Genomic DNA, 25,889 nt, shown 5'->3' on the forward strand with positions numbered 1-25,889 from the left:
TATGCAATTTATATCAAATTGCAGCCGGTCCCCCCTTGTATTCCCCTATCTTCCCGGCGCCAATTCAGCCATCTTCAAAACGCATACATGAAGAGCTACCCTAGATTTCTTTATCAGTTTTATTGGCATGTTGCATCATCTTTGCTAAATTCCCTAATTGAACGAGGGCAAATCTCAGTTCATTTGTCCAAGGTAGTCCCAAACAAAAGCGCACGCAATTTTGAAATTGATTTTGAAGGGTGAACATTCTTCCCGGAGCAATACTTATTTTCTTTTTTAATCCGTAGTTGTAAAGCTTTGTTGTGTCAATGCTTTTTGGCAACTCTACCCACAATGCCAATCCTCCTTGGGGTCTGCTGATCCGCGTCCCTTCCGGAAAAGATTCCGCGATCACATTGGCAAATCGTTGATAGTTTTCCAGCAATGTTTTCCGAAGATGATAAAGATGATGATCATATCTCCCGGTCATTAAAAAATTACCCACCGCCTCGTGAATCAATGTTGTCGACGACAAGGCATGGATTAATTTCAGACGGAGCACCTGATCCTTGTATTTACCTGCCGCAACCCAGCCCACCCGGTAGCCGGGGGCCAATGTTTTTGATACCGAGCCACACCATAGCACGTTACCATCTTCGTCAAATGTTTTGCAACATTTGGGACGTTCGCGGCCAAAATAGATATCGCCATAGGTATCATCTTCGATCAGCGGAATAGCATACTTGGCGAGTAACCTGACCACTTCCTTTTTATTTTTATCAGGCATACAATAGCCCAATGGGGTATTGAAATTTGGTACAAGCAGACAAACATTTATTTTGGGCAATAGACGTTCAAGAGCATGGATATCAATTCCTGACATTGGATCGCAGGTCAATTCAATGACTTTTAATCCCAAACTTAGGACCAACTGCAAAATACCGGGATAACAGGGACTCTCCAGCGCAATGGTATCTCCCGGCCTGGTCAACGCCATCAGACAGAGCGACAAAGCGTGCATACAGCCATTCGTTGTGATAACATCATCCGCTGTCAATCCCCCGCCCCAACCCAGGGAGCGCGCTGCTACCATCCTCCGCAATTTCAAATTCCCCTGTAAAGATTCATATTCAGCGCCACCAGCATCTAATACCCGGCTTGCAAGTACAATTTCCTTTTTTAATTTCGCTAAAGGCAGTAAGTCCCCTGAGGGAACACCGATGGAAAACAAGGTGAGGTCTTTACGGCCCATATTCGCGTAGACATTACTGATCAGCTCATTGGGCTCAACACTATCCGCCATAAGCTGTATTTGACCTGTCTCGGGTAGCTGTAATTTGTGCTGATTCAATGCGTTAACAAAATACCCCGACTGCGGTATCGAATAAATTAGTGATTGCGCTTCCAACGCGAGAAATACCCGCTTAGCTGTGTTCATACTAATGCCATGTTCCTTACTCAACATACGCACGGATGGTAGCCGTTCGTTGGGTTTGAGAACACCATTTTTTATTTTACTTGCTATATTTTGCGCCAAAACACTGTACAGAAAGTCTTTTCCCATTGTGTAAATATAACTGTATCCATCAATTAAACAAAAACTGTAACTGTACTCAACTTAAACTATTCACGAGATTTGTATCAAAATTTAGATCACAGGACAATGGGCATTCATACAGGAGAGACAAAATCATCAAACGGTTGGCTAAACGGTTTACTTGGTGTAATTATATTTAGTGGCTCACTGCCAGCGACACGGATAGCAGTCTTAGATTTGGATCCGTTCTTTGTAACGGTAGCCCGCGCTACCATCGCAGGCATGCTTGCGCTGATCGTATTATTGATCAATAAGGAAAAATTTCCTCAAAAAACACAGTTTTTGTCCCTTGGTATTGTGGCCTTGGGCGTAGTCATTGGCTTCCCCCTATTGAGCGCCCTGGCCCTACGTTATGTGACCTCCGCACATTCCATTGTCTTTGTAGGTATACTTCCTGTGTCGACCGCAGTTTTTAGTATCATTCGTGGTAGCGAACGTCCCCGCCCGGTATTCTGGATCTTTTCGATACTCGGCAGTCTCTTGGTAGTTGGATATGCGCTCAAGCAAGGCATATCTTCCTCCCCTGTCGGAGATATACTGATGTTATTTTCTGTTATTCTTTGTGGACTTGGGTATGCCGAAGGGGGCAAGCTTTCAAAGACATTGGGCGGTTGGCAGGTAATTTCCTGGGCATTGGTGTTTTCATTGCCAGTGGTTCTGCCCCTGACTTTTATTTTCCTTCCAACAACCGTGGCAAACGTAGGTATTGGAGCTTGGACAAGTCTTGCTTATGTCTCCCTCTTTAGCATGTTTATCGGTTTTATCTTTTGGTATAAAGGATTAGCTCAGGGTGGAATTGCTGCTATTGGTCAGCTCCAGCTCCTTCAACCCTTCTTTGGTCTCATCTTAGCCGCCAGTCTGCTTCACGAAGAAGTGAATATCGGGATGCTATTCGTTACCATTGGTGTCATACTCTGTGTGGGTGGCGCTAAAAAATTTGCCAGCTAACAAGATAAAATAAAATAGGCCTTGTTAGCTGACCATTATAAAACCAACACATACATCAGTTCGGCAGCGACAGTACAATCCGGCCATTCAACCTGACGGGAATGTGTATAGTGTTGTCACTGGACCAGCCACTTTATTGGATTTGGACCATTTACTCCAATCACTTTAGCCCTATTTTTGTTGTAATCACAAAAACACCCTTGTATGTACGTACCCAGACATTTTCAATTTGAAGACTATAGGGAACAGCTTGCATTTATGAAAGAATATAGTTTTGCAACGATTGTATCCATTAAAAACAATATTCCGATAGCGACGCAACTTCCTTTTCAGATCAACGAACATGCTGATAAGCTCTTTTTAAGCTCGCATTTTGCTGTTGCAAATGAGCAAGCCAATTATATTGTAGAAAACACTTCGTTGGTTATTTTTTCGGAACCACATGCCTATATATCCCCGATGCATTACGACAAGGAGGAAAGCGTCCCAACTTGGGACTATATCGCTGTACATGCCTACGGAACAGCACGGATTATAAACAATGAGGACGAAAAGATAGCAGTGCTTGAACAAATGATCAAGACCTACGACAGTGCTTATTTAAACCAATGGCAAGGACTGTCCGATCGTTTTAAAAAAGGCATGATGCGAGGTATTGTTGCCTTTGAGCTGGAGGTAACGGATCTACAGGGGCAAAAAAAGATTAGTCAGAACAAAGCGCCCGCCGAAAGGGAACGTATAGCTACACATTTAGAGAAAGGAGGCAATTCTGTCGAAAAGAGCATCGCTAAATCTATCAGAAACTTACAGTCTTAATTTATTACACAGATTCAAATGGACAAAAATTCAATAAACATAAAAATTCTCAAAGTGAAAATGACTGATATTGATCTATTGCAAAGTATAAGTCAGCAGACCTTTATCGAGGCATTTTCTGAAGCCAATACAGCAGATAATATGACGAAATACATGGCGGAAAAATTCTCGAATGAAACACTATTGGCTGAATTGAGCAATCAAGGGTCGGAGTTTTATTTTGCGCAACTCGATAATAGGGTCATTGGCTATCTCAAAATAAACAGTGAACAGGCGCAAACAGAATTACAACATGAGCATGCACTGGAAATAGAACGTATCTATGTATTACAAGAATTTCATGGAAAAAAAGTAGGACAGCTTCTTTATGAAAAAGCATTGGATATTGCCCGGTTAAAAAATGTTCGGTTCATCTGGTTGGGGGTATGGGAGGAAAATCTTCGTGCAATCAGTTTTTATCAAAAAAATGGCTTCGTCGCCTTCGATAAACATATTTTCAGATTGGGTGATGATGAACAAACCGATATTATGATGAAAAAAAATTGGACCAACAATTAATTCAAAAAAATGAATTCAACCATTATCGACAATATAAATACTGTACGGCATCGGATCAAAGAAGCTTGCCAAAAAAACGGCAGAGATCCACAAGAAGTAAAATTATTGCTCGCAACAAAAACTGTAGCAGCAGAGCGCATAAAAATCGCTTTACAAACCGGACAGACCTTAATTGCCGAAAACAAGGTGCAGGAACTAAAGGAGAAATACGAAGATCTGAAAGAGATTCCACACAACAATCATTTTATTGGACACTTGCAGACCAATAAAATCAAAGAAATCCTTAAGTATAATGTTTCCTGCGTGCATTCCATAGATCGCTTCGATTTAGCTCAAAAGCTCCATCAGCGGCTCACAGCCGAAAATAAAACAATAGATATACTCATTCAGGTAAATACATCTTACGAGGAGAGTAAATATGGTGCTGCTCCAGATCAGGTCATTGACCTTGTCAGGCAGATTTCGGTTTTCAATACCTTACATATAAAAGGCCTGATGACGATCGGTCTGCTGAGTGCCGAGGCTGACCGAGTGCGTAAGTGTTTCCAGTTGCTCAAACAGATTCAACAAGAAATTATCAGGCTCGACATCCCGAACGTGACAATGCAAGAATTATCCATGGGAATGAGCGGAGATCTGGACATCGCGATTGCAGAGGGCGCAACTATTGTGCGGGTAGGCACAGCAATATTCGGACAGCGAAATACGCCCGATAATTACTATTGGAACGAGAATTTGATGGAATAGAAAATCTGATCTATAAATATAGCTTATGAATGTGCATTTTATCCAACATGAAGATTTTGAAGCTCCAGGAGCCTATTTACAATGGGCGGTATCACGACAACATAAAACGAGTTTCTCTAGAGTATATCAAAATGAAACGCTACCGCAAGATAGCGTGACGATAGACCTATTGGTCATTATGGGTGGGCCCCAAAGTCCAGATTCGTCTCCACAAGAATATCCCTATTATGATGCACCTGCTGAAATTGCATTGATTAAGCAATGCATCTATGCTGGTAAAGCCGTCATCGGCGTTTGTCTGGGAGCACAATTGATCGGTGAGGCGCTAGGAACAACCTACGAACCGAGTCCGGAAAAAGAAATAGGCGTCTTTGCGATCCAACTGACTGAAGACGGTTTACAGGACAAGAAAATACAGCATTTTGGCAAATCCCTTGCTGTCGGTCATTGGCATAATGACATGCCGGGGCTCAGTGCAGGCAGTCAGGTACTCGCGACCAGTGCAGGTTGCCCGCGACAGATTGTAAAATACAACGATTTGGTCTACGGTTTCCAATGCCATATGGAACTCAATGCAGAAGTTGTTGAACTGCTGATCAAAGCAGAAAAAGATCTTTTGCACAAAAGCCAGGCGCACAGGTTTGTCCAGACCCCGGATCAAATCCGCAGTTACGACTATACCGAAATGAACTATAAGCTATTTCAATTTCTTGATCATCTAGAAGCTACTTACCGGTATAAGAAAAAATAGCTTTTGAAAGAGACCGCATAAGTAAGGAACCCAAACACGCAATAGACATCAACTGTAATCTGTATTCACCTCGTAGGATTTAATTGGCAAAAATAATGCATCAAACATCAGATTTATACGATATTTTAGCGCTGAGGTAAAGAAAAAAATGTAGATTTAGTTATCAAACAACATGCAGATGGATTTTAAACTTAGGTATCTTTTGAGCGGAAGCATCTTATTAATCGTAGGTCTTGTGCTATTTTCCTGTTCTGTTAAAAAGAATGACGAGAATTTGATCTGGTATGAAAATCAGGTCATTGAACAGGTCGTCCCTGATCAGGATTCAGTTTACAGGATACAGATCGGTATGATGGCCGCTTCTTTTTGGTTAGACACCAAAAATGGTGAACGAAAAGATGAGTTAAGCCTTTTACAAAAGAGTTTAAAGCAACGAAATAAGCTGACCATTGGCGTAGAACAAGGGACCAATAGAATCATTCGTGTTGATAAATAGCAGCTTGTCGCTGACAACGCAAACACGAATGATCCGAATATTTTTAATAACAGTCCATTTTATCCTTCCCCCAGTCCCCTGACTTTACCAAAATAGTGTCAGGCTATCCTCTCCATTAAATAAATCTGCGGCGTCTCTTGCAACTTCTCCTCCGCCATACGTCCGAATGCCAGGATATAAGGTTGCTGATTGTGGTGTTCCAGTCCCGCGCGGCTTTCCCAAATTTCATAAAAGATAAACTGATTCTCATCGTCTGTCGTCTGATGTAGGTCATATTGCATACAAGCGGCTTCTTTGCGGCTTTCTTGGACCATATGTTGCAATGTAGCCCTGACTTCATCTCGATACAACAGATTTGCTTTTAAAATAGCGGTTATATAAATCCTCATGATAATTGATTCTCAAAATAAAATACTTCTTCCAGATATTCTTTATACTCTTTTTCGTAATTGTCTACACGTTCCTGCGTTGCCCCCTTCTCCATATCATGAAAATGGAAACTTCCGATACTTTCCAGTCCCGCAAATTGATTCATCTTATGAAAACCGAACAGAACCCCCTCGTCAACAGAATGTTGATCAAAAAACTCACCCTCCATGGTAAATGCAGTATCTGGCGCATTCCAGCTCGAGGTCACAAAATACTTTTTCCCATGCATTAGACCACCGGTGCCATAATTGATTGCGGGATTCTTGCGTGAACGACCATCACTCCGATAAATTCCATTATTGTGTCCGGCGGTAAACACTTCATCAATATAAAGCTTCAGACGATTAGGTACCTGAAACCACCATACAGGGAAATGATACACGATAATATCTGCCCATTTAAAATTTTCTGCTTCTACCATTGGATCAAATGCATCGTTTACATTTGTCACACGCGTTTCAAATCCGTTTTTAACTAAAGTTTGTACCGTCCAATTCGTAATTGTGGTATTAAAAGAACCACCAGAGTGTGCGAATTCCTGCCCGCCATTGATAATAAATATATTCATTTCTATAATTTTTATTATTGATAACACAAATTTCTATCATTATTATAGATAATACAAATAATTTAAATTGTACATTTGTATCATTAAAATAATAGATATGAAATGGAACTTAGAATGGCTGCGCACTTTTAAAGCGATCTATGAGACCGGTACCCTGTCTGCTGCGGCACAGGAATTGTTTATCTCACAGCCCGGTGTGAGTCTACATCTCAACTCTTTGGAAGCGTTTACCGGGCACAAACTTTTCGATAGGTCCGCACGTAGGATGGTTCCGACGGAGAAAGGTAAAATTCTATACAACTATATTATAGATCCACTGAAGAAACTTGAAACAGGCGAGCAGCATTTTCACAAACGTACCCTGGATGAGCGTATTACCATCAGTGTCGGCATGTGTTTTGAAACCTTTCAATACACCTTAGAGGAGCATATTGCACAACTCCCCTTTAACCTGATCATTAAATTTGGTGAATATCCGCAGATGCAACAGGATCTGGACAATGGGCTACTTGACTTAATTATTACACCACAAAAGGGTAATCAACAGAATTTGATTTATCAGGCTTTTTCGAAAGAACGTATTGTATTGATTGCGGGTGGCCAGACCGACACCGCGGACTTAGAAGCCTTATTGCATGACAACAAGATTAAGGAAGCCTCAATGCTATTAAAAAAACAGCTATGGTACAGCACCGCAGCGGATATGGATCATCTCAGGAATTTCTGGTCAACGCATTTTGGCGAACATCCGGATTTCAGTCCCAATTACATTGTACCTAATATCAGTTCTATTATACGATGCCTCAGCAATAACAAGGGCTTTTCCATTGTTCCTGATTTTTTATGTGCAGAAGCCATTGCTTCCGGCAAAATAAAACTGGTCTGGGAAGGACAATCTCCTGTGGAGAATACCCTCTATTTTGGAACACGCAAGAAAACAATGTATCAGGAGGAAATCAGTCAGTTGGAGACATTGCTACAGGAAAAGTGGTAACTGCCTTTATTGATTCAGCATCTTACTTAAGAATTCGGGGGTCACGCCAATATAGGCTGCAACCTGCTTTTGAGGCAAACAGGCGATCAAGCTAGGATAGCGGGTGCAAAATCGTTCATAACGTTCCCTAGCGGTCAAACGTAAGTTTTCCATCGCACGGCTTTGGTAATAGACCAAGGCGTTTTCTGCAAGTATTCTGAAGTAAATATTCAACTGCGGGATTTCTTTGTACAGCCTATTCAGATCCACCTTGGCAATCATAGCGATTTCAGAATCAAATATTGCATCCACAACAAGATGCCCCGGCTTGCCCGTAATAAGGCTATACATATCCCCAATCCACCAGCCTTCAGGAGCAAATTGCTGAATATAAGGACTACCATTTTCATCCACACAATAACTGCGCAGACAGCCCGAAACGACAAATAAAGCATAACGGCTCACATCCCCTTCCAACAATAAAACCTGTTTCTTCTTGACCTTTTTCAATTTGACAAAAGAAAAGAAAAGTTCCTTCTCTTGGGCATTAAGATCAATTTGATTCAGGATGCTCTCCGCTAATAGCTTTTGATCCATAGGATAATGCTGATTGATATACAGCAAATATAGTCTATCCCTAAATCCGAACCAAGGTTTCCGACAATTGTTTTATTCCCTTTAGAAAGCTAGGAGGTCTGCCAGGATAGAGGATGGCCAACAACAGCGCAACCCCATGGACGAGCGGATTTTATTGGAAATATGTTTCGGGTATTTTATAACTTCATAACGGATTAGCTATTAAAAATATTTCTCGATGAAAGAACATCAATATAAAGCGACTGTCGAATGGACAGGCAATTTAGGCAGTGGTACAGATCATTATAAGAACTACGAAAGAAGCCACCAGATCAGCATAAAGGACAAAGTGATTATCCAGGGTTCTTCTGATCCGGCATTTCGCGGGGATCCCAACAAGCACAATCCCGAAGACCTCTTACTTGCGTCCCTATCCTCCTGCCACATGCTATGGTATCTTCATTTCTGTTCGGTCAACAATATTATCGTGGAATCGTATATTGACCATGCCACAGGGACAATGATGGAGGAGGAAAGTGGCAAGGGCTTTTTTAAAGAGGTTATACTTAGTCCTTCTATTCGTGTTCAGCGACCGGAAATGATCGACAAAGCAATCGCACTCCACAAAAAGGCCAGTGAGTATTGCTTTATTGCAAATTCAATGAATTTCCCGGTATTCCATCAGCCCCATGTGCGATCGGAAGAGTAATCTTATCTGTTGCCGAGACGTTCTTGTAATTCCCTTCTGAAAGTGATCCCAACAGGCAGACTCATATCATTGATCTGCACCATGCCATGTTCATATTTGCTAACCTTGTTGATGGAGGCAATATACGATTTATGGATGCGGACAAATTTGGAAGCAGGTACTTGTTTTAAAATCTGCTGGGTAGTACTGGCCGTAAGATAGGTCTGCGCGGGCGTCACGATTTTTACATAATTACCAAAACTTTGGATAAAGTCAATTTGGGCAAGCTTCACCTCAATCAACCGTCCATCCATGCGGATACTGATTGTCTTTGGTTCCTCCTCTTGTGGGATCAGACTACCGGTGTAGGAAAGAAAGCGTTGAACAGCTTTAAAAAAACGGGGGAAAGATATCGGCTTCAATAAATAATCAATAACGCCGTAGTCATAGCTTTCCAATGCATATTCCGAGTAAGCTGTTGTTAGTATCGTTTTAGGTGGATTGTCCAACATTTTCAGAAACTCCATTCCAGTGATTTCGGGCATATCAATATCCAGAAAAATCAGGTCGACCCTATTATTTCGCAGATATTCCAGTGCTTCAAATGCATTGTAACATTGGGCTGCCAATTCCAGATCAGCGCTTCTTTCGATATAATTGACCAATACATAATGTGCAGCTGGTTCGTCGTCAACCACAATACAGCGATTTTTCTCCATAGCTAAAGATTTATGACTAAAGATACCTCAAACTCCTCTTTACTGGCGTTTGTATTTAACTGATAGCGGTTAGGATATAACAATTTCAATCGTGCTACCGTATTTTCCAAACCTATTTTTGCCGAAAAAACGTTCCTTTTTTTCACGGGAACGGAATTTCGCACATGCAAATATAAGTTCCCTTTTTCAATCCTGATCGAAATTGCTACGTAACAATCTTCTATACTACAGGTGCCATGTTTAAAGGCATTCTCTACAAATGTGATCAGTAGCATTGGCGCAATCTGATAATTGACTCCCTCCTCTCGCTGGTAATCAAAGTCAATCTTCGTACGATACCCAAGGCGTTCCCGTTCCAATTCGATATAGCTCGAAATAAAGTCAATCTCATCATCCATAGACACAAATTCCTTATCGCTACTTTCCATTTGATAACGCAGCAATTGCGATACCTTGATAATCAGTTCAGAAGTACGTTCCGGAAATTTGAGGCTGATGCCATAGATAGTATTTAAGGTATTGAACAAAAAATGAGGGTTCAGCTGTTTTTTCAAATTAGACAATTGCGTTTGGTTAGAAAGCAGCTCCCGTCGTGTTTTCAATCGCTGAAAGCGATAAAATTCAATAAATTGGATACTGCCCAAAATACAGATTAACGAGCCCAATAATACGCCGACCTGATAATGGAATGTTTTCTGAGCGAGATTTTTGTACAGAAAACAATTTTTGTAGATTACATTTTCCGTTATTTCTTTTAAAATGAGAGCAAAAACCAGCAGCATTGCGATGGAGAACAGCGCATACAGTACAGCTTTATTCTTTTTCAGCAGCAGCGGCAGCAGAAAGAAACGGTTCACCTGCGCATGGATATATAAGATCAAAAAATAGATCACCCCCATTAAAAAACCTTTCCAGCTTAAAATCAGGATCCAGTCATTCAACGTAAAGAGGATAAACGAAAAGATCAATAATGCAATTTCCTGTATGATCTTATTCTCCAGCACCTTTCTCATAATCCCTTATTTTGTTAAAAATCTGTTACAAAGTAAAAGTATTAAGTTTATAACCACCGAAAAATAAATGACGAATTAAATTGGTCACTTTTAAACGCCATAGATCATTTTAAACGGACTTTACAGCAAGCATGGTCTTATCTTCGTTTCCATAAAATGATATATAACCTATGCTGAAATTGAATTTAGTGTTGTCATTGGCTGTATCACTTGCGACCTCAACCTCATTTGCACAAAAGCTTACCATCCGTGATGCTGTGGACCAAGGTCTGGCAAATTATGGAATTATTAAGGCAAAGGCGTATTATGTCCAGTCAGCACTACAGACCAACGAACAGGTAAAACGCGACTTCTGGCCTAATTTGACCGTTGCAGCGCAACAAGATTATGGAACCATAAATGGACAGAATGGTCCACTGTATGGATTTGGCGGACTCGGTGTTGCTTCTTCGGGAGCGGCACTTCCGGAGCAAAATTGGAATTCCGCATTCGGAGCGCTTTATCTTGCCAACATCAATTGGGATATCTACACCTTTGGCCGCAGGAAAGAGCGAATCGAATTGAGTAAAGCGGACAGCAGACGATTGGAAATTGATCTCCAACAAGAACAATTTCAACATAAGATCAAGATTGCCGCAGCCTACCTGAATCTTCTGGCGAGCCAACGTCTCCAGAAAAATCAACAGAAGAACCTGGATCGCGCTCTGGTATTCTTTAACATCGCGGCCACCAAAGCCAAGAACGGGATTTTGCCCGGTGTCGATTCAACCTTGGCCTCGGCAGAAGTATCCCGCGCGAAGATCAGTTTGAATCAGGCCGGAGAAAATGTGAAGGAACAAAACAACAAATTGACGGTATTGATGGGAATCAATTCGACAGACCTTCAGATTGACACTGCGCTGGTAACAAAAACACCCACCCAGCTGCTGAGCACTGACCCGGCTTTGGTAGACAATAATCCGGTACTTCAATATTACAAAAGTCGGATTGAAGTGGGCGAACAACAGCTGAAGCTTTCAAACAAGGAATTTTTACCAACCCTCTCCGCTTTCGGAGTTTTCCAGGCAAGAGGTTCTGGCTTCAAAAGCGATTACACAACAGACCTCCATGCCTTTACAAGAAACTACTGGGATGGTATCCGTCCCAACCGACAAAACTATCTTTTGGGCTTGGGGATCAATTGGAATATCACCACGATCGCCCGAATCAACAAAAAAATCAGTGCACAGCGATACACCAACGACGCCTTACGGGAGGAATATCAAACTACTGCGGCGCAATTTGCCGCGCAGCTCGATGCCGCTGATGTTAAAATCAAGTTAGCCCAGCAGAGCGATATTGAAGCACCAAGACAGGTGTCAGCTGCCCTACAGGCCTACAATCAAAAGATGGCGATGTACAAAAACGGTCTAGCGACACTTGTGGATGTCACCCAGACCTTATATACCCTGAATAGAGCCGAAACAGATCGCGAAATCGTCCATATCAACCTCTGGCAGTCACTTTTACTGAAAGCCGCAGCGGCTGGAGATTTCGATATTTTCAACAAAGAACTATAAATAACACCGCATGAATTTAATCCGTTTTGCCTTACGTAAGCCGATATCCATTCTTGTACTGGTCATGGGACTTATTGTATTTGGAATAGGCGCAGTACGCACCATCAAGGTAGACATTTTACCCAAAATGAACCTTCCTGTTATTTATATTGCGCACCCCTTTGGGGGTTATTCTCCAGATCAGATGGAGTCTTATTTTGCCAAAAACTACGTCAATATCCTACTTTTTGCCAATGGCGTCAAATCCATTGAGACCAAAAACATCCAGGGGCTGACCTTAATGAAGATCTCCTACTACGAAGACACCAATATGGCACAAGCAGCGGCGGAATTGAGCGCACTCGCCAATAGGATCCAGGCCTCCTTTCCTCCGGGATCACAACCGCCCTTTATTATCCGGTTTGACGCGTCTTCACTCCCTGTAGGGCAGCTTGTACTCAGCAGTGATAAACGTTCCAACAACGAACTACAGGATCTGGCCAATGTGTATGTTCGGGCTTCATTTACCTCCATACCGGGATTACTTTCCCCGCCACCATTTGGGGGCAGTCCCCGTACCATCGAGGTCAATGTAGATCCCGATCTGATGCGCAGTCACAACATGACCCCCGATCAGGTCGTCGAAGCATTAAAACTCAACAACCAGACCGCACCTGCCGGAAATGTCCGTATAAAAGATAAAAACTATATTACGCCCACCAACAACACCATTCGGGATGTAAAAGATTTTGAGAAAATCCCGCTTTTTAAAGGCGGAGTACAAAATCTCTATCTGGGCGATATTGCCACGGTGAAAGACGGCGCCGATGTTACCGCAGGTTATGCGCTCGTCAATGGCAAACGATCGGTCTACGTCAGTATTGCCAAAGCCGGTGATGCTTCCACTTGGGAAGTCGTACAAAATCTGAAAGCCGCACTTCCAAAAATACAGAATACCTTGCCCGAGGATGTAAAACTATCCTATGAGTTTGACCAATCCGTTTATGTCATCAACTCCGTCAAAAGTTTGATTACCGAAGGCGCTATCGGAGCAATACTCACTGGTCTGATGGTCTTATTATTTTTGGGCGACCGTAGAGCAGCTTTAATCGTTATTTTAACAATCCCAATCTCTGTTATTTCGGGCGTGCTCTTCCTGAAACTATTTGGACAGACGATCAATCTAATGTCACTGAGTGGATTGGCACTGGCAATCGGTATCCTCGTTGACGAGAGTACAGTCACGATAGAGAATATACACCAACACCTGGATATGGGCAAACCAAAAGCATTGGCCATCTGGGATGCCTGTAAGGAAATTGCCTTGCCAAAGCTGCTGATTTTACTCTGTATCCTCGCTGTATTCGCTCCGGCTTTTACAATGACAGGTATTCCCGGATCCTTATTTTTACCACTGGCTTTGTCCATCGGATTTTCGATGATTATCTCCTTTCTGCTGTCACAGACTTTCGTACCGATCATGGCCAACTGGCTCATGAAAGATCACCACAAAACCGGTGCACATAAAATAAATCCAAAAGGACTGAATCCGGATGAAGTTCAATTTGCCGAAACAGGTCTATCCGTTGAATCCGAACAAGATACCCTGAATCAAAAGAAACTTCTTGTTGAACGGGAAGATTTTAACAACGATGGCAAGATCAGCCTGTTTGAACGATTCAGAAATCGGTTTATGAAAATGATCGACCGACTGTTCAAGCAGAAGAAAATTATCACCGTCGTCTACCTGGTGGGTGCCATAAGTCTGGTCCTCGTTTTGCTCAATACGATTGGACAGGACGTATTTCCAAAGGTCAATTCGAGCCAATTTCAGATGCGTCTGCGTGCCGTCGAAGGCACCCGCATTGAACGTACCGAAGAAAAGGCCAAACGCGCATTAGCTGAGCTTGAACAACTGGTCGGTAAAGAACACATTAGCATATCCTCTGTTTATATTGGTCAACACCCCGGGCAATTCTCCGTATCACCGATCTACCTGTTTATGGCAGGTCCCCATGAAGCCGTTTTTCAAATCGCCCTCAAAGATTATCACCACGATATGGACAGTTTCCGCGACGAATACAGAAAGCGACTCAAGGCCGCTCTTCCTGATGTGCAGGTTTCTTTTGAACCGATCGAACTCACCGACAAAGTCCTGAGTCAAGGTTCGCCGACACCGATCGAGGTGCGAATTGCCGGCAAGAACAAAAAAAATAATGAAAAATATGCAGGCAAATTAATCGAAGAACTGAAAGCTATTCCCTATTTCAGGGATGTGCAGCTGGCGCAATCCATCAAATACCCGTCCTATGACATCAATATTGACCGGGTACGTGCCGCTCAGCTAGGTATTGACCTTGCAGAAGTGACCCGATCATTGATCGCGGCAACATCGTCCTCCCGTTATACCGAGAAAAATACCTGGATTGATGAAAAAGCGGGGCTATCCTACAATGTGCAAGTACAGGTTCCCATTGATAAAATGAAAGACGAGAAAGAGATTGGAGAAATTCCATTGTTAAAAAATTCGTCAAGGCCAATACTGAGCGATATTGCAACCATTACGCCATCTTATACTTATGGCGAGAACGACAACCTAGGTGCCATGCCCTACATTTCTGTCACCGCCAATATCGACCATACGGATCTGAAAACAGCCTCCAATGATGTACAACGTAGTATTAAAGCTTTGGGCGAACTTCCACGCGGTCTTTCAGTGGAGCAAATCGGGTTGGGAAAAGTATTAAATGAAACTATGGATAGCCTACAGGCAGGTCTGGCGGTAGCAATTATTGTGATATTTCTGATGCTTTCGGCCAACTTTCAGTCATTTAAAGTTTCTATGGTCGTCCTCACCACTGTCCCAGCCGTTGTCCTTGGATCCCTGCTGATGCTTTTATTGACCGGTTCAACGCTCAACCTACAGTCTTATATGGGTATTATTATGTCTGTTGGTGTATCCATTGCCAATGCGGTGCTGCTGATCACCAATGCCGAACATATCCGCAAGCACAATCAAAACGCATTGGCTGCCGCACGTGAAGCCGCCTCTCTCCGTTTACGCCCTATTATTATGACCAGTTTGGCCATGATTGTCGGGATGTTGCCCATGGCAATAGGCCATGGTGAAGGCGGTGAACAGGTATCTCCTTTGGGACGTGCCGTTATCGGAGGCTTATTATTCTCTACGTTTGCCGTACTGGTGATTTTACCTTTAATATTTGCCTGGGCACAAGAGAAAAGCAGCACCCAATCAATCTCCTTAGATCCAGAAGACGAAGAAAGTAAACATTATATCGCAGCATTAAAACCTTTATCATGAAACACAATCTCCTAAAAATATTATCCGCAGTAGGCCTACTCGCCTACTTAACCGGATGTCAGTCCGCAGCTGAGGAAAACAGTAAAAAAGTGGCAGCGGTAACGGCAAGTCCAGTAATGGAAACATTTGCGCCGTCTAAACAGAAACTAACAAACAAAATGCAGATACCCGGCGAGATCAGTGGATTTCAACAGGTAGAAATTTATGCCAAAGTGAGCAGCTATGTACGGGCATTAAAAGTTGACATTGGCAGTCGGGTTCAGGCCGGGCAGCTGTTAGCTGTACTTGAGGCACCAGAATTGAGTTCACAGTTGTCGGCCGCAAAATCAAGATTAAAATCGCAGGAAGCGATTTACATGGCGACTAAAAGTACCTACGATAGACTATTCGAAACCAGTAAAGTCGAAGGTACTGTAGCCCGACTGGATCTCGAGGTCGCCGAAGCGAAAAAGAATGCCGATTTTGCCCAGTTTCAGGCGGCAAAATCAGCCTATGCGGAGGTACAGAACCTACTGAACTACCTCGAAATACGCGCACCATTTGATGGCGTTATCGCTACACGTAATGTCAATCAGGGTGCCTATGTCGGACCAGCGGGCAGAGGTTCGGAGATGCCTATCATGACCATCCAGCAACAGAGCAAGCTCCGCTTGGCTGTTGCCGTACCCGAACAATATGCAGGCTTCCTGGCAGCAGATCAACCGCTACAATTTACCGTAAAATCCTTGCCGGGCCAACAGTTTTCAGGTAAGATCGCACGTAAATCAGGGGCACTAGATAGCAGATTTCGATCTGAAAGAGTTGAAATCGACATTACCAATACAAACAATAAGCTCCTTCCGGGCATGGTTGCCGAAGTTGAATTACCTTTGACCTCTCAGGATAGCACTTTTGTCGTTCCCAAAACCGCGGTCTTTACCTCCGGTGAAGGCAGTTTTGTCATCGCCGTTGTAGACAACAAAACAAGCCGTGTTCCAGTGCAAAAAGGACGTAGCATTGACGGTCAGGTCGAAGTCTTTGGTGACCTTAGTCCGACCATGCGACTCATCAGTAAAGCCGATGAAGAAATCGCAGATGGTACCACGGTTAAATAAAAAGCAAGGCAAGTTAATCTATATCTAAAAGCATTTCTGAGCATTGAGTATTTGAAAAAGAGACTGCAGGAAAAGCAAATAAAAAAGCAAACGGGGCGTCCAAAAATATCGGACACCCCATTTGCTTTTTATATTTCCAGTCGGATACTATATACCCATAAATTTAAAGGCGTTGGCAGATTTAAATAGCCCATTTGAGATCCCATTAATTGCTACTCCTTGTTTTAAATCCAACTTCATTGTAGGAGCCCCCTTCTTCAAATTAAATTTAGTAAGATCCACCCATAAAGTTCCCGGAGTCAATACATTCTCAAAATAATAAACTTTATTCTTTTGATCCGCGACTGACCGCCATCGAGTAGAGGAAATATTAGGTTCAGTTTCCGAGCTGATACCAAATGGGACAGAGCAATTACGAATGACACTAAATACACTCGCGACGGCGGTTCGTGTATCCGCTGTTTGTGGGATGGCATTGATATAATACGAAGCACGCACAAAACGATCTGCAGCCCGATTGGTACCCGGAAGCATAATTGTCCCCGGAATTCCCTGCCAGTATCTGTTTAAGGCCAGCTGCTCCTCAAATACCGGTGAATTTGTCATCACGGTATATGCCGCATTGTGGTGAATAACCAATTTTCCATTAATGTATTCAAAGATAGCATTGTCACCTGTTGCATCCGAGAGGGACAGGTGTACCGTTGTAAACTTTTCGGTTCCCGGAATATAATCACTCACAATGACAAAAGGTTCGTCCTGTAATACCTTCACCGCCTCAGCCACCGTCGCAAAATTGTCAAGTACATATTGTGCCCAGGCCGAGATCGCTAGCCCCTTTTTTGTTCCGGCGGGATCAAATTTAGGATAAGTAGACTCGACCAGCCAGAGTACATTGGCGACCAGTCCCTTTTCATTCAGCCCATCTACGGTCGCAATATCCCATGCACTAGAAATCACACTTCCATATTGTGATGTCCAGGTTAGCGATTGCGGCCCTACTTCGCCACTTCTTTGCATACCCTGCGGAAATACCCAAATATTAGCGGCTATATCATCCTTCCAGTCCATGCTACGTGCTGTAATAACGGTTTGATCCGGCCCCTTATAGACCACCCTGGTGCAGGCATCAGTCTCTCCTTGGAGGAGAACGATAATTAAGATAATTGAAAAAAGATACTTCATAAAATAGTTGTTTTGGATATTAACAAGTCCGTAGGGATTTTGTTTAAAAATAAAATTATGAATTAAAAAACACATCATTTACATACGCTTTAATAACTTACGTTCTGAACGCCCGGATGATTTTTAGCGATAACCACGAGCTTTTATAGGTTATACCTTATTTTTTTATTTTCAGTTTATCACAGTGCTGTGATAAATTTGTTCGCGAACAAACAAATTGTGACGTATATACTTGCGATCATTAAATTAGGAGTTCAACTTGGGCTCATTGTATTTGTGATCCAAAGTGCATTGATTTGTAACGAATTTGTATGATCCCTGCCAGTGGCAGCTTGGAAAGATCAAAAAAACAGCTTTGTTTCATTGCTAAAGTAAATTATATTTACAGTATACTAAACCAATCAAATGAAAGAGAAACTTATTGACAGAAAAGACCAGCAGGCAAATAAAATATTTGAAAGACGAACCCTCGCGAATGATTACCGGACTATCCTTCCTTTGCTAAAACCGGGGTTGACTATTCTGGATGTGGGCTGTGGCACAGGGACACTGACGAATGAAGCCGCATCACTTATTAAAGAGGGAATAGCCATTGGTTTAGACAACACCCAATCTTTTATTGATATCGGGAATCAACACTATGCTAATACCGCCAATCTTAGCTTGGTCTGTGATAATATTTTCAGTTATGAGCCACCACATCAGTTTGACCTGATTATGACTGCAAGAACCGTGCAATGGCTAAGCGATATTCCTGAAGCACTTAAAAGGTTCAGATCCTGGTTAAAACCAGGGGGACAACTTTCGATTTTGGATTATAACCATACTGCGATCGAATGGAATCCAGCACCACCGACCAGTATGCTGGAATTTTATCAAACTTTTCTGAAATGGCGTGCCGACGCAGGTATGAACAATCGTGTGGCAGATGAAATCTCAGCCATGCTCGAGCAACAGGGATTTACAGCGATTGAGACTATCAATGCTGATCAGACCTATACAAGGGGTGACGATCACTTCCAGACCAATCTTGGAATCTGGATCAAAGTTGCTCAGTCACGACAAATGGTCATAGAAGGATATCTTACAGATGAACTGCGTCTAAAAGCAATCGAAGAATACAACAGCTGGATCGAAACAGAAGCCTTGTCTATGACGCTCAAGATGAATGATGTGAGAGGTAAAATTTAATGAATTCGATATGATCCATATACAGCCTATTTTCTTTTCTATTTTCCTGTTACTCGCCACGTTCGACCTGTTTGCGCAATCGAAAGATACGACGATCAGTGTTGGCCAGCATAGCTTACATTTTAATATCACAGCTGGAAAAGGAACTCCCATCATTTTTGAATCAGGAGCTGGAAATGATGCCTCTGTATGGCAGCAGCTATTGGCCCCACTATCAGCCAGATTAGGTGCACCATTAATCACCTACGATCGGGCGGGTTTCGGAAAAAGTGGTATAGATACCGTTAATGTCAATCTATCAACTGAAGTCGCTGATTTAAAAAGGGCGCTGAATAAATTGGGTTATCACGACCAATATTTCTTTGTCGCACATTCCTTTGGCGGTAATTATACCTTGAAATTTGCCGATGAAAACAAGGGGAAGGTACTTGGTGCGGTGATGATAGATATTGTCTCGCCTTATTTTATGACAATGGAGCGTGGAAAATCATTAAAGATTGAATATGCCGACCGACTTCAGGAGATCAAAAAAGAGAGTTTAGGATTCTATCATTTGACGATGAATTATGAGAATTCAACAGCCATTTTGCACGAAATAGCGCCACATGCAACCATTCCAATGACCATTATTGGCTCAGGAATTAGCCCTTTTGAAGAACCCGATAGAAGTAAATTTGTTGCCGCATTAAAAAAGTTTGCCGACGAAAAGGACAACAGAAAGTATATCTTGGAGCCGAACGCACAACATCACATCTTTTACGATAATCCGACTTTAGTAATCGAAGAAATCCAGTCATTATACAAAAAAACAACCTCAGAAGAATAATTTGATCTGTTTGGAAATAAATTTATGTGTAGCTTAGTAGTATTGTCAACGTCCATTCAACACCATATTTTATGAACAATCAAGCGCAGAATGTTATCGATTCACCCAGCAACAATACCGTTTTCATGGTATGGAATTTTCAGGAAAATAAAGAGCTGAAACCGGTATTTGAACGGATCTGTGCCCTGGTTGTCAATCTAAATAATTCGGCTCAGGTGCGTTCGACTGGTTTAAAAGCGAGTATCGTCATGGGAATCAGTTACCACGCTTGGAAAAAATTAGCGTTACAGGAGCCATTACCGAAAGAATTGGTTCCTTTTGAGCCCATTGTGGGACAAAAACATGTCGCTGTGGCTACCTCGGGTGACCTCCATTTTCATATTCGGGCTGAAGAGCAAAGCTATTGTATTGACATGGCAGCCGAAATTTCCGATGTACTGGCAGCAGTTGCTGACTGCAAAGAAGAAATCCACGGCTTTCGCTATTGGGACGGAAGAAGTATCTTAGGTTTTGTCGACGGCACCGAAAATCCGACAGGAGAAGACCGTGCTTTCTTTGGTATTATTGGCAATGAGGATGAAGCCTATAAAGGTGGCAGCTACCTTTTTGTTCAAAAGTACATCCATGACATCAAAAGCTGGCGGGCTTTACCAGTATCCGAACAGGAAAAGGTTATTGGACGAAGTAAAACCAATGATATTGAAATGACGGATGACGTCAAACCGGCCAATTCGCATTCAGCCTTAGCCAATGTAGGCGATGATCTCAAAATCGTCAGGGACAATATGCCTTTTGGCAATATCGCCAATAATCAAATGGGTACCTACTTTATTGCTTATGCCAGTAAATTCAGTACCGTGACACAGATGTTAAAGCGCATGTTTATTGGTGAACCTGAAGGTAATTATGACCGTATCCTGGACTTTAGTACAGCCCAGAGCGGAACACTGTACTTCTGCCCATCCATCGATATGATGAAAGATTTTACCGGATAAGCATAGTCCAACGATCTATTTCAATCCGTCTATCGGACTAAAACATAAACAATCAATATTTCAAACAAAAAACATGAAAATCGACATTTTTCAAATAAAAGATCAACATATTGCTGAAGTAAAAGACTCGGGCATACTTATCAACAATCTAGATGACGGCTTACAGATTATGGTCGACTGTGCTGCACAAGAAGCATACAAAGCGATCTTATACCAAGAAAATATTTCAGCTGATTTTTTTGAACTTAAAACCAAGCTGGCGGGAGATATTCTTCAAAAATATACGCAGTACGATTTTGATGTTGCTATTGTTGGCGACTTTTCCATTTATAATAGCAAAAGTCTGAATGATTTTATCTACGAAAGTAATAAAGGTCGTAAGATCAACTTTGTTGCTACGCGGGACGAAGCCATTACCAGATTATCAAAAGATTAACGACGAATCCTGAGCCATTCAAAACCGTTCCGTTAACAGTTACTTCATAAAAAATTAGCGGCTATTTACTTGCCGCTTATTTTTACCGCTGCTTTAACCAGTCTTCATAGGACATTACACCCAGTTCCGGCCGCCCCTCACCTTCCAATAGGGCAATAAATTCCAATTGATTTCCATCTAGATCGTTAAAATAAATTGCCAGTGCCGGCATCCAGGCAAATACCATCGGTTTTTCAACCCCATCTTTCAAAAAATTATAAGGCTGTAAATGCCGTTCCTTGAGATAGTCTACAGCATACTTTAAGATATCCTCTTTACTGGCTCTAAAAGCAAAATGCCGCGGCTGAAAATTTGCTTCCTCCTCCCAAAGTCCCAGCATATATTCCTTATCCGTCCCGACCCAAAGAAAGACAATAGGCCGATTGGGATCACGATGAGCAATCCGCAGCCCTAAGACCTTTGTATAAAAATTGACAGATTCTTCCAGATTGCGTACCTGAATATGTGTTTCATATAATCCTGCTATCTTCATTGTTTCACGAGTTAAATATGTTCCTGTTTGTATTGATCATTCCAACCTGTTGCCGGAAATAAATTTCCGTATTCATTGCACAATGACAATGTAACTTAAATTCCGATATTTTAATCGGGGCAATCACAAATTAGACAGAAAAATGATGATATAAACCGAAACAGTTTGATTTAATAAAAAAACAACCTTATCTTGTGTAGGAGACATATTAGCCATGTACAGCACACTAGAATTCAAAAAATATACAGCTGAAGATTTCATGTTATTTAAAGAACTTGTCAAAGAGGATGAGATCATGAAATATATTTCAGGTAAAGGACTAACACCCGAGGAAGCCGAAAAAAAATTCGCTTTCATTCTCGACATCAATAGGGATCCATTATTGGGTTATTTTAAGGTTATCGATTCCGAGAGCCAATTATTTTTAGGTGACTGCAAATTAGTCAACTATAAAAAAGACCCGACGGTTTTTGAAATTGGCTATTTGCTTCAAAAGGAATTTTGGCGCAAAGGCCTCGGTACGAAAATCTGCGAATCTATGCTGGCAATGGCCAAACATATCGATGCAAATAAAGATGTTGTGGGTATAATAGATCCGGACAATGTTGCCTCCAGGAAATTACTGACAAAATTTGGATTTCAAAGCTACTTCAGTGGTATAGAAGATGAAATAGCTACGGAAAAACTTATGTTGAAACGGTCATAGCCGCTATTTCAACTCCCTGAAAGCAATAGGTCCCAAACACATTACAATACACGTATATGAAGTTTCGCATCAAGATCAATCCAAATACACACGATAGCCTGCAAGATACCTTATCTTTCTTTGGTGTAGATTGTAATCGTCCCTATTATATCTCCTCTGGCAATCCGCTTTTTGAATACCCCAGCAATTCATTTCGTATCGATTTTTATGCCATTTGCGTTTGCACTGCCGGGACAATTCAAGTAGAAATCGACAACCAGAAACATACATTAACCCAGCATAGCTTACTTGTTTCAGCCCCTTCCACCATCATTAAATTCACTGCGGTTAGCAAGGATTTCAGAATGAAACTACTCTTCTTTGACAAGTTATTTCTACTGAAAAATATTGCCAATCCGTTTTTCATCGAAAAACTGGGGCTGTTCAATAAATCTACCTTTGCCATTATCCCCAGTACAGCAAAGCTAGTCGAAAAACTATTAAAGCTTCTCGAATACCTGAGCGAGGTAACCCTCCGGACAACACGTTTTACTCCTGACATTATTCGCACCATAATATTTAACCTATTGCTCGAAATAGCTGATGCTTTGGCTGTGGAGGATCTAGATGCTGTTGAGACAATTCAGGAAGCAAACAGTCTTTTTTTTAAGTTCACAGAACTGGTACAGCAGCATTGCAGTCAATGCAAAGATGTAAAATATTACGCTGACAGGTTATTTATTTCAAACAAATACCTGATTAGTATAGTTAAGAAAGCATCTGGAAAGACCCCGCATGAAATCATAGACGAAAATTTACTCAAAGAGGCCTATGCGCTACTTGGAAATCCTGAAAAAACCATTTCCGATATCGCCTATGCGATAGGTTTCAATTCGATCTCTGCTTTTGGCCGGTTTTTCAAGAAATACGCTATGTTATCGCCTTCTGAATATCGAAAAAGACAAAATATGTAAAAAAAGGAAATTCGGTAGAACAATGGCGAATTTGAGGGCATAAATGATCTAAGGAGTATGACTAACTTTACTCAAGAATTAAAAACAATAAGAATCATGAAAGAAATCACCTCAAAATTCGACAAAGTATTAAATGCATCTGCTGAATATGGAAATGTAAATCATGAACCGGACTCAAGCACAGAACAACAACGCAATACGCCCAAAAAGGCCATGCCTTTTTCAGATCAAATAGGAAACTATCAACGTAACAAGGGAATCCCGACCAAATCTTATAAGGACAGTAAAATCTACATTGTCGGTAGCGGGATTGCCGGCATGTCAGCTGCATACTATTTCATCCGTGACGGACATGTGCCAGCTGAAAATATCACCTTTTTGGAGCAATTACATGTTGAAGGCGGATCCCTGGATGGCGCTGGCAATGCCAAAGATGGCTATGTTATTCGCGGCGGACGTGAAATGGACATGACCTATGAAAATCTATGGGATATGTTTCAGGATATTCCAGCCTTGGAAATGCCTGCTCCTTATAGTGTACTCGATGAATATAGATTGATCAACGACAACGATTCCAACTATTCAAAGGCACGGCTTATCCACAATCTTGGTGAAATAAAAGATTTTAGCAAATTTGGACTAGCAAAAAAAGATCAACTGGCGATCATCAAGCTCCTACTGAAGAAGAAAGAAGAATTGGATGACCTGACGATTGAAGATTATTTCAGCGAATCTTTCTTAAGCAGTAATTTCTGGACTTTTTGGCGCACCATGTTTGCTTTTGAAAACTGGCATAGCTTACTGGAATTGAAACTATACATGCATCGTTTCCTTCATGCGATCGATGGGTTAAATGACCTTTCGTCGCTTGTATTTCCAAAATACAATCAATATGATACTTTCGTCACCCCGTTGCGTCGGGTATTACAAGATAAAGGCGCTAAAATTCAGTTCAATGTGCTGGTCAAAGATCTCGACATACAGAGCAATACTGAAGGAAAAACCGTCGAAGGCATCATTACCGAACAAGATGGCAAGGAAATACGCATCCCCCTCGGTCCAAATAACTTTGTGATTGTCACAACCGGCTCAATGACCGAAGACACCTTCTATGGTGATAATGTCAAAGCACCGATCATCGGTATCGACAACAGCACAAGCGGACAAAGTGCCGGCTGGAAACTTTGGAAAAATCTGGCCGCCAAGTCTGCTATTTTCGGTAAGCCAGAAAAATTCTGTAGCAATATTGAAAAATCAGCCTGGGAATCTGCTACACTGACTTGTAAACCTTCGGCATTAATCGAAAAATTGAAAGGCTATTCGGTCAATGACCCATACTCCGGAAAAACAGTCACTGGTGGTATTATCACAATTACAGATTCCAATTGGCTGATGAGCTTCACCTGCAACAGACAACCGCACTTCCCGGGCCAGCCCGACGATGTTCTTGTCCTTTGGGTCTATGCCCTATTTATGGACAAGCAAGGAAATTATGTTAAAAAGACCATGCCCGAATGTACCGGAAATGAAATTTTGGCTGAACTATGTCATCACCTTGGAATAATAGACCAATTGGATGATGTCATTAAAAATACGATTGTCCGTACGACATTTATGCCTTATATCACCTCCATGTTTATGCCCCGTGCTAAAGGTGACCGCCCAAGAGTAGTGCCCGAAGGCTTTAAAAATCTAGGCCTCGTTGGACAGTTCGTCGAAACAAACAACGACGTCGTCTTTACCATGGAAAGCTCCGTAAGAACCGCGCGCATTGCCGTGTACGAACTCTTGAATCTCAACAAACAAGTACCCGATATCAATCCTTTACAATATGATATCCGTCACTTGCTAAAAGCAGCACGGACACTGAACGACGACAGACCATTCATAGGAGAAGGGTTATTACGAAAAATCCTGAAAGGATCTTATTTTGAACATATTCTCCCCGGCGGGGACGAAGAAAATGAAGATCACGAATCTTTTATCGCTGAACAGGTTGGCAAATTTAGAGACTGGTTAAAAGGAATTAAGGGATAGTTGAATCGGCATGGTAGCCCTATCATTACATAAGGAACAACCGGGTTCCATCCTCAACTCTTTGTTGGTCCCTTTACTTTCAGCCGCAACAGACCTCTTGGTCCATGAAGTGGTGGACATGGAGACAATAGTTGCTTACCTCAAGGGGCATTTTATTGATACTGGCACTTTAACAGCCTTAATAGCAGATCGCCAACGCCTTCAAAAAGGATAGGC

At 41.9% G+C, this 25,889-nt stretch carries 27 protein-coding genes; 19 read left to right on the forward strand and 8 right to left on the reverse strand.

What is annotated here, in order from left to right; genetic code table 11:
- Positions 1-100: 100 nt before the first annotated feature.
- Positions 101-1,543, reverse strand: coding sequence for an aminotransferase-like domain-containing protein (locus tag DCO56_RS06195; protein ID WP_108632820.1), 1,443 nt, complete (start codon positions 1,541-1,543; stop codon positions 101-103).
- A gap of 99 nt (positions 1,544-1,642) precedes the next feature.
- Between DCO56_RS06195 and DCO56_RS06200 the strand changes: the two genes are divergently transcribed.
- From DCO56_RS06200 to DCO56_RS06225, 6 genes are all read left to right on the forward strand, one after another.
- Complete coding sequence (locus DCO56_RS06200; protein ID WP_108632821.1) at positions 1,643-2,524, forward strand: DMT family transporter; 882 nt, start codon at positions 1,643-1,645, stop codon at positions 2,522-2,524.
- Positions 2,525-2,728: 204 nt separating this feature from the next.
- Positions 2,729-3,340: an FMN-binding negative transcriptional regulator gene (locus tag DCO56_RS06205; protein ID WP_108632822.1), complete on the forward strand. Its 612-nt coding sequence runs from the start codon at positions 2,729-2,731 to the stop codon at positions 3,338-3,340.
- Positions 3,341-3,400: 60 nt separating this feature from the next.
- Positions 3,401-3,898, forward strand: coding sequence for a GNAT family N-acetyltransferase (locus DCO56_RS06210; protein WP_241255008.1), 498 nt, complete (start codon positions 3,401-3,403; stop codon positions 3,896-3,898).
- Between the two features lie 9 nt (positions 3,899-3,907).
- Complete coding sequence (locus DCO56_RS06215; RefSeq protein ID WP_108632824.1) at positions 3,908-4,645, forward strand: YggS family pyridoxal phosphate-dependent enzyme; 738 nt, start codon at positions 3,908-3,910, stop codon at positions 4,643-4,645.
- A 25-nt stretch (positions 4,646-4,670) separates the two neighbouring features.
- On the forward strand, positions 4,671-5,396 hold the full coding sequence (locus DCO56_RS06220; protein WP_108632825.1) for a glutamine amidotransferase-related protein: 726 nt from the start codon (positions 4,671-4,673) through the stop codon (positions 5,394-5,396).
- Positions 5,397-5,574: 178 nt separating this feature from the next.
- Positions 5,575-5,892 (forward strand): hypothetical protein, encoded by a 318-nt coding sequence (locus tag DCO56_RS06225; RefSeq protein WP_146190990.1) that lies wholly within the window; start codon positions 5,575-5,577, stop codon positions 5,890-5,892.
- Between the two features lie 98 nt (positions 5,893-5,990).
- Here the strand turns inward: DCO56_RS06225 and DCO56_RS06230 are convergent, their stop codons facing one another.
- Positions 5,991-6,281, reverse strand: a complete 291-nt coding sequence (locus tag DCO56_RS06230; RefSeq protein ID WP_108632827.1) for a putative quinol monooxygenase — start codon at positions 6,279-6,281, stop codon at positions 5,991-5,993.
- Positions 6,278-6,889: an NAD(P)H-dependent oxidoreductase gene (locus tag DCO56_RS06235; RefSeq protein ID WP_108632828.1), complete on the reverse strand. Its 612-nt coding sequence runs from the start codon at positions 6,887-6,889 to the stop codon at positions 6,278-6,280. Before DCO56_RS06235 ends, DCO56_RS06230 begins: the two co-directional genes overlap by 4 nt.
- A gap of 97 nt (positions 6,890-6,986) precedes the next feature.
- On the opposite strand from DCO56_RS06235, the gene DCO56_RS06240 reads away from it, so the two are divergent.
- A complete protein-coding gene (locus DCO56_RS06240) occupies positions 6,987-7,883 on the forward strand; it encodes a LysR family transcriptional regulator (protein WP_108632829.1) in 897 nt (298 codons plus the stop codon).
- A gap of 6 nt (positions 7,884-7,889) precedes the next feature.
- Here the strand turns inward: DCO56_RS06240 and DCO56_RS06245 are convergent, their stop codons facing one another.
- Positions 7,890-8,459 (reverse strand): Crp/Fnr family transcriptional regulator, encoded by a 570-nt coding sequence (locus tag DCO56_RS06245; RefSeq protein WP_108632830.1) that lies wholly within the window; start codon positions 8,457-8,459, stop codon positions 7,890-7,892.
- A 217-nt stretch (positions 8,460-8,676) separates the two neighbouring features.
- On the opposite strand from DCO56_RS06245, the gene DCO56_RS06250 reads away from it, so the two are divergent.
- A complete protein-coding gene (locus tag DCO56_RS06250) occupies positions 8,677-9,147 on the forward strand; it encodes an OsmC family protein (protein WP_108632831.1) in 471 nt (156 codons plus the stop codon).
- A 2-nt stretch (positions 9,148-9,149) separates the two neighbouring features.
- Here the strand turns inward: DCO56_RS06250 and DCO56_RS06255 are convergent, their stop codons facing one another.
- Positions 9,150-9,845: a LytR/AlgR family response regulator transcription factor gene (locus tag DCO56_RS06255; protein ID WP_108632832.1), complete on the reverse strand. Its 696-nt coding sequence runs from the start codon at positions 9,843-9,845 to the stop codon at positions 9,150-9,152.
- A 2-nt stretch (positions 9,846-9,847) separates the two neighbouring features.
- Positions 9,848-10,858, reverse strand: coding sequence for a sensor histidine kinase (locus DCO56_RS06260; RefSeq protein WP_108632833.1), 1,011 nt, complete (start codon positions 10,856-10,858; stop codon positions 9,848-9,850).
- A 170-nt stretch (positions 10,859-11,028) separates the two neighbouring features.
- Here DCO56_RS06260 and DCO56_RS06265 point away from each other — a divergent pair, with 170 nt between their 5' ends.
- From DCO56_RS06265 to DCO56_RS06275, 3 genes are read left to right on the forward strand one after another with little or no spacing between them, the layout of a single operon-like run.
- A complete protein-coding gene (locus DCO56_RS06265) occupies positions 11,029-12,417 on the forward strand; it encodes a TolC family protein (protein WP_108632834.1) in 1,389 nt (462 codons plus the stop codon).
- Between the two features lie 10 nt (positions 12,418-12,427).
- On the forward strand, positions 12,428-15,718 hold the full coding sequence (locus DCO56_RS06270) for an efflux RND transporter permease subunit (RefSeq protein WP_108632835.1): 3,291 nt from the start codon (positions 12,428-12,430) through the stop codon (positions 15,716-15,718).
- Positions 15,715-16,812 carry an efflux RND transporter periplasmic adaptor subunit gene (locus DCO56_RS06275; protein ID WP_108632836.1) on the forward strand — a complete coding sequence of 366 codons (1,098 nt, stop codon included), beginning with the start codon at positions 15,715-15,717 and terminating at the stop codon, positions 16,810-16,812. The genes DCO56_RS06270 and DCO56_RS06275 overlap by 4 nt, the downstream gene beginning before the upstream one ends.
- 147 nt (positions 16,813-16,959) lie before the next feature.
- Here DCO56_RS06275 and DCO56_RS06280 read toward each other — a convergent pair whose 3' ends face one another.
- Complete coding sequence (locus tag DCO56_RS06280; protein WP_108632967.1) at positions 16,960-17,997, reverse strand: linear amide C-N hydrolase; 1,038 nt, start codon at positions 17,995-17,997, stop codon at positions 16,960-16,962.
- A gap of 405 nt (positions 17,998-18,402) precedes the next feature.
- Between DCO56_RS06280 and DCO56_RS06285 the strand changes: the two genes are divergently transcribed.
- The 4 genes from DCO56_RS06285 (at position 18,403) to DCO56_RS06300 (ending at position 21,445) form a co-directional block, all read left to right on the forward strand.
- Complete coding sequence (locus DCO56_RS06285) at positions 18,403-19,188, forward strand: class I SAM-dependent methyltransferase (protein WP_108632837.1); 786 nt, start codon at positions 18,403-18,405, stop codon at positions 19,186-19,188.
- Between the two features lie 10 nt (positions 19,189-19,198).
- Complete coding sequence (locus tag DCO56_RS06290) at positions 19,199-20,014, forward strand: alpha/beta fold hydrolase (protein WP_108632838.1); 816 nt, start codon at positions 19,199-19,201, stop codon at positions 20,012-20,014.
- Between the two features lie 71 nt (positions 20,015-20,085).
- Complete coding sequence (locus tag DCO56_RS06295; protein ID WP_108632839.1) at positions 20,086-21,009, forward strand: Dyp-type peroxidase; 924 nt, start codon at positions 20,086-20,088, stop codon at positions 21,007-21,009.
- 73 nt (positions 21,010-21,082) lie between these two features.
- Positions 21,083-21,445, forward strand: a complete 363-nt coding sequence (locus DCO56_RS06300; RefSeq protein WP_108632840.1) for a DUF4180 domain-containing protein — start codon at positions 21,083-21,085, stop codon at positions 21,443-21,445.
- Between the two features lie 82 nt (positions 21,446-21,527).
- Here DCO56_RS06300 and DCO56_RS06305 read toward each other — a convergent pair whose 3' ends face one another.
- Entirely contained in the window at positions 21,528-21,977 is a 450-nt protein-coding gene (locus DCO56_RS06305) for a VOC family protein (protein ID WP_108632841.1), read from the reverse strand.
- A 214-nt stretch (positions 21,978-22,191) separates the two neighbouring features.
- Between DCO56_RS06305 and DCO56_RS06310 the strand changes: the two genes are divergently transcribed.
- From DCO56_RS06310 to DCO56_RS29490, 4 genes are all read left to right on the forward strand, one after another.
- Positions 22,192-22,683, forward strand: coding sequence for a GNAT family N-acetyltransferase (locus tag DCO56_RS06310; protein WP_108632842.1), 492 nt, complete (start codon positions 22,192-22,194; stop codon positions 22,681-22,683).
- A 56-nt stretch (positions 22,684-22,739) separates the two neighbouring features.
- Positions 22,740-23,636 carry a helix-turn-helix domain-containing protein gene (locus tag DCO56_RS06315; protein WP_108632843.1) on the forward strand — a complete coding sequence of 299 codons (897 nt, stop codon included), beginning with the start codon at positions 22,740-22,742 and terminating at the stop codon, positions 23,634-23,636.
- A gap of 96 nt (positions 23,637-23,732) precedes the next feature.
- The gene (locus tag DCO56_RS06320) at positions 23,733-25,673 is read left to right on the forward strand and encodes an oleate hydratase (RefSeq protein WP_108632844.1); all 1,941 of its coding nucleotides are present in this window, start codon (positions 23,733-23,735) and stop codon (positions 25,671-25,673) included.
- 10 nt (positions 25,674-25,683) lie between these two features.
- On the forward strand, positions 25,684-25,887 hold the full coding sequence (locus tag DCO56_RS29490) for a hypothetical protein (RefSeq protein WP_219929324.1): 204 nt from the start codon (positions 25,684-25,686) through the stop codon (positions 25,885-25,887).
- The last annotated feature ends 2 nt before the right edge of the window (positions 25,888-25,889 follow it).

The organism is Sphingobacterium athyrii (assembly GCF_003071065.1).
Taxonomy (GTDB): domain Bacteria; phylum Bacteroidota; class Bacteroidia; order Sphingobacteriales; family Sphingobacteriaceae; genus Sphingobacterium; species Sphingobacterium athyrii.

Coding starts and splice junctions, on each gene's coding strand:
- DCO56_RS06280 (WP_108632967.1), bottom strand. CDS start 17,997: ATGAAGTATCTTTTTTCAATTATCTTAATTATCGTTCTCCTCCAAGGA.
- DCO56_RS06245 (WP_108632830.1), bottom strand. CDS start 8,459: ATGGATCAAAAGCTATTAGCGGAGAGCATCCTGAATCAAATTGATCTT.
- DCO56_RS06265 (WP_108632834.1), top strand. CDS start 11,029: ATGCTGAAATTGAATTTAGTGTTGTCATTGGCTGTATCACTTGCGACC.
- DCO56_RS06320 (WP_108632844.1), top strand. CDS start 23,733: ATGAAAGAAATCACCTCAAAATTCGACAAAGTATTAAATGCATCTGCT.
- DCO56_RS06240 (WP_108632829.1), top strand. CDS start 6,987: ATGAAATGGAACTTAGAATGGCTGCGCACTTTTAAAGCGATCTATGAG.
- DCO56_RS06230 (WP_108632827.1), bottom strand. CDS start 6,281: ATGAGGATTTATATAACCGCTATTTTAAAAGCAAATCTGTTGTATCGA.
- DCO56_RS06260 (WP_108632833.1), bottom strand. CDS start 10,858: ATGAGAAAGGTGCTGGAGAATAAGATCATACAGGAAATTGCATTATTG.
- DCO56_RS06290 (WP_108632838.1), top strand. CDS start 19,199: ATGATCCATATACAGCCTATTTTCTTTTCTATTTTCCTGTTACTCGCC.
- DCO56_RS06310 (WP_108632842.1), top strand. CDS start 22,192: ATGTACAGCACACTAGAATTCAAAAAATATACAGCTGAAGATTTCATG.
- DCO56_RS29490 (WP_219929324.1), top strand. CDS start 25,684: ATGGTAGCCCTATCATTACATAAGGAACAACCGGGTTCCATCCTCAAC.
- DCO56_RS06285 (WP_108632837.1), top strand. CDS start 18,403: ATGAAAGAGAAACTTATTGACAGAAAAGACCAGCAGGCAAATAAAATA.
- DCO56_RS06300 (WP_108632840.1), top strand. CDS start 21,083: ATGAAAATCGACATTTTTCAAATAAAAGATCAACATATTGCTGAAGTA.
- DCO56_RS06275 (WP_108632836.1), top strand. CDS start 15,715: ATGAAACACAATCTCCTAAAAATATTATCCGCAGTAGGCCTACTCGCC.
- DCO56_RS06210 (WP_241255008.1), top strand. CDS start 3,401: ATGACTGATATTGATCTATTGCAAAGTATAAGTCAGCAGACCTTTATC.
- DCO56_RS06215 (WP_108632824.1), top strand. CDS start 3,908: ATGAATTCAACCATTATCGACAATATAAATACTGTACGGCATCGGATC.
- DCO56_RS06235 (WP_108632828.1), bottom strand. CDS start 6,889: ATGAATATATTTATTATCAATGGCGGGCAGGAATTCGCACACTCTGGT.
- DCO56_RS06225 (WP_146190990.1), top strand. CDS start 5,575: ATGGATTTTAAACTTAGGTATCTTTTGAGCGGAAGCATCTTATTAATC.
- DCO56_RS06315 (WP_108632843.1), top strand. CDS start 22,740: ATGAAGTTTCGCATCAAGATCAATCCAAATACACACGATAGCCTGCAA.
- DCO56_RS06200 (WP_108632821.1), top strand. CDS start 1,643: ATGGGCATTCATACAGGAGAGACAAAATCATCAAACGGTTGGCTAAAC.
- DCO56_RS06250 (WP_108632831.1), top strand. CDS start 8,677: ATGAAAGAACATCAATATAAAGCGACTGTCGAATGGACAGGCAATTTA.
- DCO56_RS06255 (WP_108632832.1), bottom strand. CDS start 9,845: ATGGAGAAAAATCGCTGTATTGTGGTTGACGACGAACCAGCTGCACAT.
- DCO56_RS06270 (WP_108632835.1), top strand. CDS start 12,428: ATGAATTTAATCCGTTTTGCCTTACGTAAGCCGATATCCATTCTTGTA.
- DCO56_RS06195 (WP_108632820.1), bottom strand. CDS start 1,543: ATGGGAAAAGACTTTCTGTACAGTGTTTTGGCGCAAAATATAGCAAGT.
- DCO56_RS06305 (WP_108632841.1), bottom strand. CDS start 21,977: ATGAAGATAGCAGGATTATATGAAACACATATTCAGGTACGCAATCTG.
- DCO56_RS06295 (WP_108632839.1), top strand. CDS start 20,086: ATGAACAATCAAGCGCAGAATGTTATCGATTCACCCAGCAACAATACC.
- DCO56_RS06220 (WP_108632825.1), top strand. CDS start 4,671: ATGAATGTGCATTTTATCCAACATGAAGATTTTGAAGCTCCAGGAGCC.
- DCO56_RS06205 (WP_108632822.1), top strand. CDS start 2,729: ATGTACGTACCCAGACATTTTCAATTTGAAGACTATAGGGAACAGCTT.